Source organism: Psychroserpens luteus (genome assembly GCF_015319355.1).
Lineage (GTDB): Bacteria > Bacteroidota > Bacteroidia > Flavobacteriales > Flavobacteriaceae > Psychroserpens > Psychroserpens luteus.
Genome location: NZ_JADILU010000009.1, coordinates 98,873 through 114,754, shown reverse-complemented (window position 1 = coordinate 114,754; position 15,882 = coordinate 98,873). Strand labels below are relative to the sequence as shown.

Annotated in this window: 13 protein-coding genes; 1 reads left to right on the top strand and 12 read right to left on the bottom strand. The window is 32.9% G+C overall.

All coding sequences use genetic code 11. From position 1 onward, the window contains the following. Positions 1–168 precede the first annotated feature (168 nt). From IM744_RS18740 to IM744_RS18715, 6 genes are all read right to left on the bottom strand, one after another. Positions 169–348: a hypothetical protein gene (locus IM744_RS18740; RefSeq protein WP_194509709.1), complete on the bottom strand. Its 180-nt coding sequence runs from the start codon at positions 346–348 to the stop codon at positions 169–171. Positions 349–574: 226 nt separating this feature from the next. Continuing rightward, positions 575–2,413, bottom strand: coding sequence for a T9SS type B sorting domain-containing protein (locus IM744_RS18735; protein WP_194509708.1), 1,839 nt, complete (start codon positions 2,411–2,413; stop codon positions 575–577). Positions 2,414–2,464: 51 nt separating this feature from the next. Next, on the bottom strand, positions 2,465–4,885 hold the full coding sequence (locus IM744_RS18730) for a T9SS type B sorting domain-containing protein (protein WP_194509707.1): 2,421 nt from the start codon (positions 4,883–4,885) through the stop codon (positions 2,465–2,467). A gap of 7 nt (positions 4,886–4,892) precedes the next feature. Continuing rightward, positions 4,893–8,291 (bottom strand): T9SS type B sorting domain-containing protein, encoded by a 3,399-nt coding sequence (locus IM744_RS18725; RefSeq protein WP_194509706.1) that lies wholly within the window; start codon positions 8,289–8,291, stop codon positions 4,893–4,895. Positions 8,292–8,420: 129 nt separating this feature from the next. Then, positions 8,421–9,245, bottom strand: coding sequence for an ABC transporter permease (locus IM744_RS18720; protein ID WP_194509705.1), 825 nt, complete (start codon positions 9,243–9,245; stop codon positions 8,421–8,423). A 58-nt stretch (positions 9,246–9,303) separates the two neighbouring features. Next, entirely contained in the window at positions 9,304–10,206 is a 903-nt protein-coding gene (locus IM744_RS18715; RefSeq protein WP_194509704.1) for an ABC transporter ATP-binding protein, read from the bottom strand. Positions 10,207–10,328: 122 nt separating this feature from the next. On the opposite strand from IM744_RS18715, the gene IM744_RS18710 reads away from it, so the two are divergent. Beyond that, positions 10,329–11,390, top strand: a complete 1,062-nt coding sequence (locus IM744_RS18710; RefSeq protein WP_194509703.1) for a hypothetical protein — start codon at positions 10,329–10,331, stop codon at positions 11,388–11,390. A gap of 11 nt (positions 11,391–11,401) precedes the next feature. On the opposite strand, the gene IM744_RS18705 is transcribed toward IM744_RS18710, so the two are convergent. Genes IM744_RS18705 through IM744_RS18680 form a run of 6 tightly spaced genes read right to left on the bottom strand, consistent with a single transcriptional unit; the run spans position 11,402 to position 15,863 of the window. After that, complete coding sequence (locus IM744_RS18705) at positions 11,402–11,977, bottom strand: HupE/UreJ family protein (protein ID WP_194509702.1); 576 nt, start codon at positions 11,975–11,977, stop codon at positions 11,402–11,404. A 14-nt stretch (positions 11,978–11,991) separates the two neighbouring features. Next, positions 11,992–12,513: an IS1096 element passenger TnpR family protein gene (locus tag IM744_RS18700; protein ID WP_194509701.1), complete on the bottom strand. Its 522-nt coding sequence runs from the start codon at positions 12,511–12,513 to the stop codon at positions 11,992–11,994. A gap of 25 nt (positions 12,514–12,538) precedes the next feature. Continuing rightward, positions 12,539–13,555, bottom strand: coding sequence for a COX15/CtaA family protein (locus IM744_RS18695; RefSeq protein WP_194509700.1), 1,017 nt, complete (start codon positions 13,553–13,555; stop codon positions 12,539–12,541). Continuing rightward, entirely contained in the window at positions 13,552–14,004 is a 453-nt protein-coding gene (locus IM744_RS18690) for a GNAT family N-acetyltransferase (protein WP_194509699.1), read from the bottom strand. Before IM744_RS18690 ends, IM744_RS18695 begins: the two co-directional genes overlap by 4 nt. A gap of 33 nt (positions 14,005–14,037) precedes the next feature. Continuing rightward, positions 14,038–14,427 carry a hypothetical protein gene (locus IM744_RS18685; RefSeq protein ID WP_194509698.1) on the bottom strand — a complete coding sequence of 130 codons (390 nt, stop codon included), beginning with the start codon at positions 14,425–14,427 and terminating at the stop codon, positions 14,038–14,040. An 8-nt stretch (positions 14,428–14,435) separates the two neighbouring features. Beyond that, positions 14,436–15,863, bottom strand: a complete 1,428-nt coding sequence (locus IM744_RS18680; RefSeq protein WP_194509697.1) for a CCA tRNA nucleotidyltransferase — start codon at positions 15,861–15,863, stop codon at positions 14,436–14,438. Positions 15,864–15,882 lie beyond the last annotated feature (19 nt).

Genomic DNA, 15,882 nt, shown 5'->3' with positions numbered 1-15,882 from the left:
TTGGGTATTATTATTTATCGATTTGGGTTGATAACATTTATAAATACTAATAAAGTGGAAAAATAGCAGTAATCAAGATGAAATACAAAAAAATACGATGAAATACGTTAAACTTTAACATTGTGAAATATTTTTCCTACAGTGATAAGTTTGTAAGCTTGTAATAATTCACATAAATCCATATAAAGTATTAGAATAGGTAGCTATATATGGATTTCCTTTTTTCCAAATGTGCTTCTTAATGTAAATAAATTTGAATTTGGCTAAGTACTCTGGAGATAATTTAATTGTGTAGTTTTCTTTTTGGTCTAAAATTTCTAATTCATAAACATTCTCTATTCTCATCATTTTTGTTAGCGATACAGCAGTACTACTTGTAATTTCTTCTTGACTGATTATAATTTTATTACTTTTTAAAGTAAGATTGTCTTTATCAAAAACGTCTGTAAAAATTAATAGAGAGTATTTTTCTTCTTTAGTATTATGATAATCAATTTTTTAGGACAAAAATCATCTAAAAATAAAGTTTGATGTGTGTTACAAAAGAGAAGTAAAAAAATGTTTTTTTAGTAAACTAATAACTCACATAAACCCAACCCATTAAAGGTTTATAACCTGCATCATTGGGATTTAAAATGTAATAGTAGGTCCCAACAGGAACAATTTTTCCGTGATTGTTTAGGCCTCTATTTACAAGTCCGTGCCATTTTTTATTATTGTGACCTTCAAAGATTAAGGTTCCGTAGCGATTAAATATTTTGAGTTCATGGTTTTCAAAAATATCGTACAAGCCTTGAATATTAAACCAATCGTTAGTGCCATCATCATTGGGAGAAAAACCTTCGGGAACATTAGGCGGACAATTTTCAACAGACACCTCAAATTCATAAATATCATAACAAGGTGCATTATCTACTTTAACATAAATGATTTGTGGATTATTAGAGTTAGAGTAGTTTTCTGGATTTATGATATCATTCTCATTGGCTTCTAAGTCTTCTAAAGATTCATAAAATGAGATTTCACTTAGTATATTTTCTGAAACCAAAAAAATGTCAACCAAATCAAAATTAGCGCTATTAAAACCTTCATTACATCCAATGTAATCAGGTAATATTTGAATAGGAGGTAAGACCAATAATTCTATAATACTTTCAGCAATATTGTTTATTTCAATAATTTCTGGAACGACTCCATTTCCTGTTCCATCATCATCTACAACTAATGTTAAAAGGAAAATATCACCTATTTCATCTGGTAAGGTTAATGTCATCGAGCCAATTTCCGAAGCACCAATAGTAATATCGTTTTGCGTTTGTGATTGTCCAATGAGTATCCCTTCAGCATAAAAAGCAATTGGAGTATTTGCTGGTAATATCTCTGTACTATTGCTATTAAAAACCGTGTAATCAACCACAATAGTTCTATCACCACAATTTATAATATAGTCATCTAGAACTATTGTAGCGTCTGGTAATTGACTATTTAAAACCGTAATAATATTATTGATAATGATTAAATCTGCTCTAAATTGTCCGTTAGCATCAAAGTCACCTGTTGTTAATTTTATAGTAGCACTCGTGTCGCCAATAGTGATGTTATTTTGGATATCATAAACGTCTAAATCACAATTATAATATGTGCTAGAATTTGTAAACGTGTTGGTGCCATTAAATGCATTATCGCCAAAATTTAATGGCGGATTTGAAATCACATTATCATTTATAGATAAGCTTTCTCCATAATTCAGGCTATTATCGCCTTCCCAAGCCAAAAAACCAATTTTTGCACCAACATTATCAATCACATTGAGGTTATCAATTTCAATAATTTTTTCTTGATTATTTCTATTTATGATTTCTAGACCTTGATATAAGTTCACTTGATTTAACGGTAGTGCTGCATCTTCATAAACAATATAAATGCTCCATCCTGCAAAATTTGTACGATTTGTACAGTAAGTGCTATTGTTTGTTAATGCTTCGGTGATATCTAAATCTGATAATTCGTAGGTTGTATTTCCTTCGGAAATTATAAAACTCGTAATATCAGCATAACAAGAAAAGTAGGTCAATGTATTTGAGTTCTCAATGTAATCTACAGTGTAAGTATCATCTGCTTCAACAGAGAGCCCGTTAAGTGTAACATTAGTATCACCACTTCCAGATCCAGCCCAATATAAATAAGCAGCTGTAATAGTCGTAGAAGCAGGTAGGTTTAAATCTGCACTAGACGATTCTAAAGGAAAGCAAAAGCTGAAATCTAAATTATTTTCAAAAGGATTAAGTGTATTACCAATGGCAGTATAATCATAGCGACCATTAAACTGTTGGAATAATTGAATGTCTTGCGCAAATGAGGATGTTGTATAAACAAATAAGAATATGAAAAGTACAAATTTGATAAACCTCATGAGAGCTGATTGATATTTTAAATTTACATAAAATATTTCACACTTGTATATCTAACGTACCAGTGCAAAGTGACTTTTAAAAACGCGACCATCTTGTAAAGTAACAACAAACCAATAATCACTTGCAGGCACTGTATATCCATCAAAAGTACCATCCCAACCAGGACCTAATGGATCAACCTCTGCTAATAATTTACCAAAACGATCAAAAATAAGAATTTGAGAATTAGGTTGAAAATTGCTGGAAATACCTTTGACTTGCCAAGTAGGATTAAAAGTATCTCCATTTGGTGTAAAAAACTTAGGGAAACCAATCACCGAAACTATCTCATCTACAGTACCACAATCATTTTCTATATCACGTACATAAACGGTATGAAATCCAAAGCTCACGTTTTCAAAAATATTACTTTCTTGGTAAGAGCCTTCTGGATCATCTAAAGCAAATTCATATACACCATCTCCTGTCACAAAGACTGAAATAGTATTGTTAGACGTCGCATCTGTTACTTCTATTTCTGTAAATGTTGCAATGTCTGATGCTAACACATTAATCGTTCTATCTTTAAAACAACCATCTGTTGAGGTGACTCGAACAGTATAAGTTCCAGGTTCGTTAACTTCAATCTCAAACACATCTTCACCCGTTGACCACTCGTAATAGTAATTATTTGGAGTATCATCAATTAATCCTCCTGTCAAAATTATGGTCTGCGGAAATGTGTTCAAGCAATAATACACATCTTCTTGAATCACAATATTTGGCAATTCAAAAACAGTAAGTTCAATCTCGCTGATACCAAAACAAGCATTCATGTTTTCTACACGAGCATATATGGTTTGGTTATAAGCGGTTGTGTTTGTAAAGTTATTTCCTAAAGCGTTATCTTCTAGTAAAGCATCGTCATAGGTTTCATAGAAAGTGACTTCTAAGTCAGGCGAAATCCCGAAGAGAATAGCATCTAAAGCACTGGTAAGATTAAAATTGTAGAATCCATCTTCTGTGCCATCATCATCACAAACTTCTATACTTGTATCGTTAGAAGACGTAGAGCTTGCTTGTAAGGTAAGTTCAGCAATATTGGTGCAACCAGTCTCTGTATTGGTCACTAAAGCATAAATAATATGCGGATCGAAATAGTTCTCAAAAGCATCTGCATTAAGCTCATCTTCATCATTTTCTAAATCTGCGAGCGATACATAAAATTGGATTGTTCTATTCGTAACGCCTCCAGTGATATCGTCTGCAATTTGATTGAGATCAAAGTTTGTGAATCCTTCTGGAATGCCATCTTCATCACATTGTATTAAAGTGATGTCAAAAGCGTCTGGAAGTGGAGTAGCTATTAAATTGATAGGTACGTATCCAAAACATTGTGTTGAGATCTCCGCAACACGAGCAAATATTTGTTGTACATCTGGTACAGTATTTTGGAACGTTGATGACAGAGGGTTTGAGTTCATTTCTGCATTTTCCTGACTTAAATGAAAGGTAAAGCTGTAGTCATCAGGATTCAGTCCGTTTAAAATTTCTGGAATTTTTGATGTCAAATCAAATTCGGTAATTCCTGTTGGTAACAATGGATTGTCACAAATTTCAAGATCAGATGGTGGTATGATGCCAATTTCAGTAACATTTAAATCTATTCTGGAAGTCACAAAACACAGAGAAACCGTATTTTGAATTCTTGTATATAGAGATTGCGGATTACTCGTGTTTGTATATGGACTCGTTAGAGGATTAATCCCTAAAACAGCATTTTCTTCTGATTCATGATACGTGATTTCAACATTCATTTGATCTCCAATAAGACCTGCAGTGTTATCTTCTAAATCAAATTGTGTTATGCCATCTCCAAAAGGTGCAATTCTATCACATTCATTAAGTTCTATGACTTCATTGGTTGTCATTTGATTTTCTGGTGGATTTGGAAATTCAGAAGTTCCTGTCCATTCCAAACTAAACGGACTATTACCAACAGGTCTATCAATTAATAAATAGTAAGTTTCTCCAGCTAGAACATTAACTTCACTCACAAAACTGTTTCCATCTACTCCAGGACCTTCAGATACATCTGTTTCAATATCATTCATTCCAGTAAGATTATTACCTTGATTGGCTGCTTGTGGATTCGTAGTCGAGCAACGAATAGCTGTACCCAAATTAGAACAAGAATCAACAGGTCCAAAAAGAGAAAAATCATAATCCTCAATAATTGAAGTGCTATTTGGTGTTAATACAAACCCAAAATTACCAGCTTGTTCAAACGTCAATCTAAACCAAATGGTGTTGTTTTCAATCATTCCGCAAGCATTAGAAAAAACGTCTTGAGTTCCAATACCAGCAACATCTAAGTCAATATTAGAATTTCCGCAGATTTGAATTGCATTTATACAATCGTTGGGTGTTTGTGAGAATGAAAGCGTTGTAGATATTAAAAATAAGAGTAGACTTGAAATTGTTTTATTCATAAAATATTTATCGTTTTAGGGCAAAATGACTTTTAAATATACGACCATCTTCTAAAGTGACAACAAACCAATAATCACTTGCAGGCATGTTAAAACCATTGAAAGTTCCATCCCAACCTCGACCTAATGGATCAACTTCGGCTAATAATTTACCAAAGCGGTCAAAAATAAGAATTTGAGAATTAGGTTGAAAGTTACTAGAGATGCCTTTGACTTGCCAAGTAGGATTATAAGTATCTCCATTTGGTGTAAAAAATTTAGGGAAACCAATCACCGAAACGATTTCGTCAACAGTACCACAATCGTTTTCTATATCACGTACATAAACAGTATGAAATCCAAAGCTCACGTTTTCAAAAATATTACTTTCTTGATAAGAGCCTTCTGGGTCATCTAAAGCATATTCGTAAACACCATCTCCTGTCACAAAGACCGAAATAGTATTGTTAGAAGTCGCATCTGTTACTTCTATTTCTGTGAATGTTGCAATGTCTGAGGCTAACACATTTATTGTTCTATCCTTAAAACAACCATCTGTTGAGGTCACACGAACAGTATAGGTTCCAGGTTCGTTAACTTCAATCTCAAACTCATCTTCTCCTGTTGACCAATCGTAGTAGTAATTATTTGGAGTATCATTTATTAATCCTCCTGTTAATATGATGGTCTGCGGGAATGTGTTCAAGCAATAATACACATCTTCTTGAATGACAATATTTGGCAATTCAAAAACAGTAAGCTCAATCTCACTTATACCAAAACAAGCATTCATGTTTTCCACACGAGCATAAATAGTCTGATTATAAGCGGTTGTGTTTGTAAAGTTATTTCCTAAAGCGTTATCTTCTAATAAAGCATCGTCATAGGTTTCATAGAAGGTGACATCTAGGTCTGGGGAAATTCCGAAGAGAATAGCATCCAAAGCATTAGTAAGATTAAAGTTGTAGAATCCATCTTCTGTGCCATCATCATCACAAGCTTCTATGCTAGTGTTGTTTGAAGACGTTGAACTAGCTTGTAACGTGAGCTCAGCAATGTTGGCGCAACCAGTGTCTGTATTAGTCACTAAAGCATAAATAATATGCGGATCAAAATAATTCTCAAAAGCATCTGCATTGAGTTCGTCTTCATCGTTTTCTAAATCTGAAAGTGATACATAAAATTGGATTGTTCTATTCGTAGCACCTCCAGTTATATCATCAAATGCTTGATTGAGATCAAAGTTTGTAAATCCTTCTGGAATTCCATCTTCATCACATTGTATTAAAGTGGTGTCAATAGCTTCTGGAGCATCATTTACATTCAGTGAAAAAGAGGAAGTTGAGAAACAATCTGTATTTGCATTATTTTCTAGTCGCACAAAAATCTCCTCAGTATACGCTGTTGTGTTTGTATAAGTGTTAGGAAAAGCATTTATATTATCCTCTGCATCTTGCTGTGATGGATGATAAGTTATTGTGTAAAGAGAAGAGTCTTGAGTGCCAAGAATTCCAGCATTTTGTATATCTAAATCTAAGGTTGTTATACCGTCCATACTGTTTTCAGTAAAATCTGTATCACAAACAGTTATATCATTTAGTGTATTTATTACAGGAGTTATAAAAACAGTAAGTGAAAAAGATGTTGTTGCATAGCAATTTGGATTATCATTATTATCTACACGAGCGTAAATAGTTTGAGGGTTTTCTTCGGAAGTAAAATCTCCAGTAATTTCGTTCATGTTATCATCTGCATCTTCTTGAGACGAGTAATAATGAACAGTGTATTGTAATGGGTCTTGTGTGTCAAGTATCTCTGTATCTTGAGTGGTGAAATCAAAAACTGAAATATCTGTCAAATCACAATTTACCATGTTTTGAGGTTGTGTTGCTGTTGGAATATCAAAAACACCAACAACAGCTTCTCCTTCAATAGGACATTCACCATTATTTGGTTCTATAAAAACTTCGTAAAATCCTGGTCCACTAATATCTAATTCAAATGTAGTTTCTGCTAGTACGACGTCATCTTTTGTCCAAGCATAAGTAGCACCTGCAACGTTCTCGGCAATTAAGGTATAACTATCACCTACACACAACTTAAGCTCAGTCGTACTAATACCATTTTGGATAATATCTATTTGCGAGTTAAAAAGTGATTGTATAAATGGAGGTAAGCCAATGCGACTTAAATTTTGAAATCCACCATTAACATCTAACAAAATCCCAGTTTCGTCATAATTAGCTGCAGGACCTGTTAATTCAGGGTTATTGATTATTCCAATAAAATTACCAGATGTATTAGCACTTGAAAAATTCATTTGTGCTCTATAAATACGTTTGTCTAATCCTAATTGAAGTGCTCCAGCACTTAATGTACCAGACTGATGAATTAATGCCATAGAACCTGGAATGTTTGTACTTTCCAAATCCCATTGTAATATGCTGCTGGCTCCGCTGCCTATTACTCCTGCGTTAATTGTGGCGTATACTTTTCTGTTTTCCGAAGAAAACTCAATACCATATGGACTGTCACCTTGATCTGGACTATATAACTCAACAGAGTTTGAAACAATACCAGTATCATTGTCAAAATCTAATAAATACACACCACCACCAGAATTACCACCTTCTGTAGTTGCAAATCCAAAATGAGCAACTGCTAGTTTTGTACCATCTGGAGAGGCTTTGAGATAACCAAGTGAATTTCTACGATATCCAGAAACAGGGACTTCTGGTCCAGCAGTAGAGATCACAGGCGTTGTTTGCACACCATTAATATCAACTTTGAAAGCGTAAAACTTATCTGTAAAATGTGTAATTACCCAAAATGAAGAACAATCATCGGCTTTTACTGCAGTGATTTTTTCTGAACATTTAAAACGTTCTTCCAAAGTATTTGTTGGATCGTAAGTAATTAACGGAACATTCTTTTCTGCATCAACAACATCTCCTAAACCACCATCTAAAGTAATGTCAACCAATGAGTACATCAAACCATTATTGAGACCATCATCTGTTGCTGTAGCTGGAGATGGATTATCGTGATGAGGTTCATCTACAGTAAAAATATAATAGGAGTCAGGATCTTGTGGTTTTGGTACGATTAATCCAGAAGAAGTACTAGATTCATCACCTTTAAGACCTGTGTTTAAGGCTTCACTGGCATTTGCCATGGCGATATGATTAGCGTTCCAAATGGTACGACCATCAGAATAAAAAAGTAGATTCCCACTCGTGTCTGATATCGATGTACAACCTTCTAACGTGCTTAATTGTCCGTCTGTAATTGCAGTAACCGTTCCATTACCAGCATTAAATCGTAATCCTGCGTTTTGTCCAAAATACCAATAAGACGCCTCTTGTTGTGCAAAAGTGAAGGCAACACAAAACACTGTAATTAGTAGTAAGAGGGAGTTCTTTTTCATGTAATAGATGCAATTAACTTAGAAAATCTATAAGTAGAACAATTAAATACGAAAAACTCCTAATTTTTTATTCAGAAATTTTAAGCATTCAAATCTGTTCTTTTTCACAGAAACTAAGATACTAAGATATTACAAATCTCGCTTTTTAAGCAATCTGTACGATAAAAAGATAAATAAAGCAGTCCAAGCCATAACGATTGCGATTTCATACCAATGCACACCAAAGTCATATAAAAAGTCTTGACCGTTTGGTGCTTTTGATATGGCTATACGTTGAAATGGTTGATCTATAAGTTTATACATGGATTTTAACGGAAAGAAATTCTGGATTTTTGTAGCAGTACTTTCGTCTAATTTCCATGCTAAAAGTCCGTAAATAATCCATTCTAATAGAAATAATACAAATAAGAAAGCTAGCGCAAAAGCAGATCGTTTTACCAATACACCTAAAAACAGACACAAACTAAAAAAACCAACTAGTTTTAAAAAATAGGCAAAGAGAAATTCTGTATCTCTAAATATAAGATGTACTTCATCGATACTAGAGTAGAATAAGCCAACGAGTAAACATATAATGAATATTAATAGTGTTGACATTGCAGAAAAGAAGACAATGGTATAAAATTTTGAGAGTATAAATTCCTTTTTGCTTAAGCCATCAATTAAGTTTTGCTTGATGGTTTTATTACTGTATTCATTACCAATCATACTCACCACAACGATAGCAAAGAAGAGTTTAAAATACGATGCAAAAAATGTTGTAATATGCCAAACGATTGGGAAATTGAAAACGCCATAATGTCCTACTTCTAATGTGAAATAATTAAATACATTAAATCGTATAGAAGAGAGCAGGATAATGAAAAACGGTAAAATAAACGATATGAATATGAGAACCTTACTCGCTCTATTGAGCAGTAATTTTTGAAGTTCTAGTTGTAGTAATCTTAACATGGTGGTTGATTTTTTTATTCCGAAGTAAAAAATCTTCAGAATGTTTTTTTGTTGATGATTATGCTTCTGTGTTATCTGTTAATTGCAAGAATTGTTCTTCTAAACTTTCCTTACGCATGACAAGATGTGAAAGGATAATTCCCTTTTCAAACATGAGTTTATTAAATGTTGGTGCATCCATTGGTTCGTTTAAAAATGCAGTGATTAGCTGATCTTCAACTTTTATATTTCCGAAGGAAGCATGATTTTCTAACAGTGTAATAAGCTCATCATGTTTGTCAGCTTTAAGCTCAAAAAAGCCATGACTTGAGATCATCTCGTCCACACGACCAGAATATAATTTCTCGCCTTTACGTAATACAACGACATGAGAACACACTTTTTCAACTTCATCGAGTAGGTGAGAAGCCAATAAAATGGTTGTGCCTTTGCTTGCAATATCTTTGATGATTTTTCTAATTTGATGAATCCCTTGAGGATCGAGACCATTTGTAGGTTCATCAAGAATTAAAATTTCTGGATCATTTAATAAAGCAGATGCTATTGCCAAACGTTGTTTCATACCTAATGAATAGGTCTTAAACTTATGGTCTTTGCGGTCTAAAAGGCCTACGACCTCTAGCTTTTCTTCAATTTTACTTTGAGCTACTCCTTTAATTCTACACACTAACTTTAAGTTTTGCGCAGCAGTCATGTAAGGATAGAAATTTGGTCGCTCAATAATAGCACCTACTTTTTTAAGTGCATCATGAGTTGTTGTGTTGCCATCAAACCAGTGGAAACTGCCTTCGGTTTTATTGACAACGTTTAAAACGATACCAAGTGTTGTTGATTTTCCACTTCCGTTTGGTCCTAGAATTCCGTAGACATTGCCTTTATTGATTGTGAATGATAAATTTTTGACAGCAGTGAGGTAGCCAAATTTTTTGGTAAGATTATTAATGGTTAAAATTGGTTCCAAAATTTGATTGATTTTTTCTACGGAAAAGGATTCCGCAGTGGTTGATTATAAATATGACGAACAAAACAAATTATTGTTACAAACTAATTTTGAAAATAGTAAATTAGAGCTCAATTAAAATTATGGACGATTTAAAAATATCAAAAAAGAAACCTGCTTACCCTATAAGCGATAAACTTTACAGTTATTTAAAGGAGTATAACCGAAACTTTAGACTTCCAATATTTTATGACGATTTGTTGCGATTTCAAGGTGCTATCGTGGTTTATGATGAAAATGATGAAGATACCCTTTGGGTTCGTGTATATTATAATGAGTTTGAACGCGAAGAAATAGATTTAAGTCTCAAACGTGTGTATTCTAACTTAATTTCAGATGGTAATGAAACCATATTTAAGTACTTAAATGTTGATGCTATAGATTTCTGTACATTTGGTAATACCAAACCTTTTAGAATTAAAGTTCGTAATATTCTCAATGATAATTATACGTATTTCTATGTTAAAAAAGCTGATGCTTCTCGTGTTTATGGATTAGAATTAGAGCACATGTTGTCTCCTTATAATCTTAATTTTTTAGTCTACAAAAACACTATTATTGAAGAACATATTGCAGGAATTCCTGGAGATGAGTTTATAAAAACGATGTTACCTGAGTGTAATTCTTCAGAAAAAGCGCAAATAGCAAAAGAGTTTGTAAAGTTTAACGAACGTTGTATGATTAGGCTTTTGGGTGATATGCGTTCATATAATTATGTGATTGTGCCAACTCACGATTTTGATCATGTGGTTTTTAAAATACGAGCGATTGATTTTGATCAACAATGTTACGAAGGAAAGTTGAACATTTACAGACCTCAATTTTTTAAGGAGAATTTTAAAATGGTGGAATTAGTTAGAGAGAAAATTCAAAAAGAATCTATAGATCAATATAAAATTGAAGAACGCTCTATAATTGTTCGTCGTATGATAAGTTTTCAAGACAGAATAGGAGAATTATTGAATTGTATGGAAGAAGATACACTTTCTAATGATGAAAACATTGCGTTACTAAAGGAGCAAATTTATGCATATACTTTAGATTTAGAATTTAGGAAAAGTAAAAATATGGGACATGTTTTAAGAAATGCTCTTGGTTTTGTCAAACGTAATTATGAAGATATTAATATGAATAATTTTTCTTGATGAGGTTTGAGTTATTCAAAAATCATCCTCAAGACCAACAAGAAAATAATGGCATTAACTCCAAATCTAACCCATTTAATATGAGATTTTACAATAATTTGAAGAGTTGAAATAAAAATCAATAATCCGGTAACGATAACTAATTGCGCTAATTCTATCCCAATATTAAATCCTAGAAGCGGTAGTACTATAGATTCTCCATCAAACATCATCATTTTGATGTAATTTGAGAATCCTAGTCCGTGGATTAATCCAAAGACTAACAAAATGATATAAGTGATAACTAATTGTTGTTTAGTTTGCTTATCCTTTAGTAGTACATAAAAGTTGTTTAAGCAACTTAATAGAATGGTAATTGGGATGAGCAATTCTACTGTATCTGCATTTATTCTTACTAATTCCAATCCTGAAAGAAATAAAGTAATGCAATGACCAAGTGTAAATGCAGTGACTAGTCCTACAATTTTTTTCCAGTCTTTAAGGGAGAAAAGAAGACAAAATGAAATAATAAAATAGAAATGATCTAGACCATCAAGGTCTAAAATATGATTGATACCTTCTTTTAAATAAAACCAAAAGTCAGTCATGGACTAAAAAAAACTTAATTCCAATTCTCATCAAAATCGAGATCGCTATAGTCATCGACATCTAGTTCATCATCGTCAAATTCGTCTAAATCATCATCAAAGTTTTCGGCTTCAAATGTTTTCTCAGGAGCTGAGTCTGGTATTTGTCCGTGAACAAACATAAGGTTTGGGTAGTCTGTGCCTTCTGTGACTTCAACAATCTCAGCAAGCTCAACGAGAAAAGTCCACATGTTCATGAAATCATACACATAGATGAGTTTGGTTTGTGTTTTATCAAGTACTGCGTTGAGTGCTGTTTCGCTCATCGTTCTTGTATCACTATGACCTTCACTTACATCAAACATTGAGATTTCTTCACCTTGTTCCCAATCTTCATTACTCACATAAAAGGAAGCCATTTCTAGTCCGTCAAACCCAAAAGATTGGGTAATAGCGTTGTGTAAATCTTCTAGAGAATCGGTTTCTCGAATTTCGATATCTCTAAAAATATCTTCTTTTTCGTCATGGTCAAGGATGACTCTAAATCTGTAAATCATAATGCAAAAATAAACTTTTTTTAGATTATTTACTAAAGCGATGCAAGGTAAATGTCATTGCAGATAGCAATAAAAAAGCACCAATTTGATGTGCCACTCCCAACCATACAGGAACCGCATAAATAATAGTAAGTACTCCAAGAATAAATTGAAGTGTAACACCTACAAGTAAACAATTAATACCTGTAATTTGATATTTGGTTAAGATCAATCGTCTTGCTTTCAGCCAAATCCCAATAATGAAAGCAACAACAATATAAGCTATTATTCTATGCGCAAATTGCACACCACTTCTGCCTTCAATGAAGTTTTTGTATACAGGTTGCTGTTCTATGTACACAGTTTCATGTATAAATTTCCCTTCACTCATCATTGGCCAATGATTATGAATAAAACCAGCATCTAAACCTGCGACAAACGCACCATAAATGATTTGAATAATTAAAACGAGTAAGCTGATTCTAATAAAATTTCTAATGCCTTTTTCTATCTCTTTTTTCTTCGGAAATATTAAATCTAACGCGACCCAAAACGTAGCCGCAAAAGTGATAAACGCTGTAGTTAAATGAGCTGCGAGACGATAATGACTCACATCTGGATTATCTACTAAACCACTTTTAACCATGTACCAACCTAGAAAACCTTGAAAACCACCAAGAATTAGTAGTACAATACTTTTTTTAATCGTTGCTTTTGTAAGTTGTTTTCTAATTAAAAAATATAAAAATGGAATGATAAAGACCATACCAATAAAACGACCAATAACACGATGTAACCATTCCCAAAAGTAAATATCCTTAAAATCTTGTAAATCGAAGTGATTATTGAGTTTTTGATACTCAGGATATTGTTTGTAGAGATCAAAAGCTTCATGCCATTCTACCTCATTCATTGGCGGAATTGTACCAGAAATAAGTTTGTAGCTAGAAATCGATAGTCCAGAATGTGTTAATCTGGTAATACCACCAACAACAACCATTATAAAAATTAAAACACAACCTGTGAGAAGCCAATAGATGATTTTTTTATTATCTTTTTTCATTTTAATTCTTTTTTAAAACACAAACTATTATCCATATTTACATATTGACCATAATTCGGAATGTTTTGATAATTATTCTTTTTATAAAATGCAACAGCTTCTTTTTGACGAATACCAGTTTCAAGAATGCAAGCTTTATAGTTTAATTCTGAAGCCCAAAGTTCTAAAGCCTTTAAAATTTCCGAAGCTAATCCGTTACCACGCATTTTGAGCATGGTGAACATTCGTTTTATTTCTACAGTAGAATCATCAAATTTCTTAAAGGCACCACAGCTAACTGCTTTATGATCCATATATATAATTATGACGTGGTTAAGAGTGTCTATATGGTTATATTGATTATAGAACTCATGTTCATCACCATCAGTCATCCTGAGATAGGCATCTAAATCTTTAACTAGGTTGCTAAAGTCTTTGTTTTTTGAATCTGTTCTAATGATTTTAATCATAACTTAGAATTTGTTTTCAATACTAATTGATAACTATTTGTTTTTTCTAGTTAATGGGATTTTAAATGTGTGATGTTGTTGCTCTCCATTATCGCTATATGTTACTCTAAGATCATAGAATTTATGCTCTTTATAGTAATCTGCTCTAGTTTTTAAAACCAAATACATGTATTCATCATTATTGTTTAAGTTTTTATTTGAAGTAATACTAATACCAACACCAATAACTATAAGGTCTTTAAGATTAATATTTGTGAGTTTTAGTTTTAAAGAAGTTGTAGAGGTACTATCTCCTAATACAATTTCATTATTTGGTATAATTAATTCTATTTTTTTTGTCCCATTTTTATGAATAAAATGTGAGCTTTTACATGAGGCTAAAGTCACTATTGATATAAATAAAATAAGGTTCTTTATATTCAAAATGTATTTTATTTTTTAACTGTTAAGCCTAAGCGTTCGCCTTGCTTTAACATTAATTGATAAGCAGCTTCATATTCATTTGGGATGTCTCCTTCTAAAATTGCTTCTTTAATGACTTCTTTAATTTGACCTATCTCACGAGACGGTTTTAAATCAAAAGTGGTCATGATTTCTTCACCAGAAATTGGTGGTTGAAAATTACGAACATGATCTCGTGCTTCAACTTCATCAATTTTTTGACGCACTACTTTGAAATTATTATGATACTTATTGAACTTTTTAGGATTCTTTGTTGTGATATCTGCTTCACACAATACCATTAAATCTTCTACATAGTCTCCTGCATCAAAAACGAGTCGTCTTACTGCGGAATCTGTCACTAAATCCTGAGCCAACACAATTGGTCGCGAACTCATAAATACCATCTTTTGAACGAATTTCATTTTGTCATTCAATGGCATTTTTAATCTTTTAAATAAATGGTACACCATTTTTGAGCCTTCAAACTCGTGCGCGTGAAACGTCCAACCTACTTTTTTGCTGAATTTCTTTGTTGGTGCTTTTCCAATATCATGTAAAAGAGCAGCCCAACGTAACCAAAGGTTATTTGTGTTTTTGGCAATATTATCAACGACTTCAAGTGTGTGATAAAAATTGTCTTTATGAGTTTGACCTTCAACTTCATCAATGCCTTTTAAAGCTGTAAGCTCAGGCATGATGTGTTTTAAAAGTCCGGTTTTTTCTAAATGTAAAAAACCGATAGATGGTTTGTCACTTTCTAGAATTTTGTTGAGTTCTACAACTATACGTTCTTTAGTGATAATTTTAATACGTTCGTTATTGCGAGAAATCGCTTTTAAAGATTCGTCTTCAATCGTGAAATTGAGTTGTGTTGCAAAACGAATGGCACGCATCATTCTTAAGGGATCATCGCTGTATGTAATGTCTGGATCTAAAGGTGTTCTAATAATCTTACGCTCTAAATCTTTTATGCCATTGAATGGGTCTAGCAAATTTCCGAAGTCATCTTCAGATAAATTTAAAGCCATAGCATTGATCGAAAAATCTCTACGGTTTTGATCGTCTTGCAAGGTCCCGTTTTCTACAACAGGATTTCTACTATTCTCGTTATAGGATTCTTTACGAGCACCAACAAACTCAATATCCATGTCATTGTAGACTAACATCGCTGTTCCGTAGGTTTTAAAAATCTGTACTTTTGGGCGATTTGGTAAGTTTTTTGCGACTTGTTTGGCGAGTGCTATTCCGCTACCAATTGCGACAACATCAATATCTTTGTGTTCTCCACGCTTTAATATCAAATCACGAACAAAACCACCAATAACGTAGCTGTCAACTCCTATGTCTTTTGCAGATTTAGAAATGATTTTGAAGATGTCGTTTTTTAAGGCTTCTTTGTAATTTGTGTTGGACATTTAAATATGTGTATTCGTG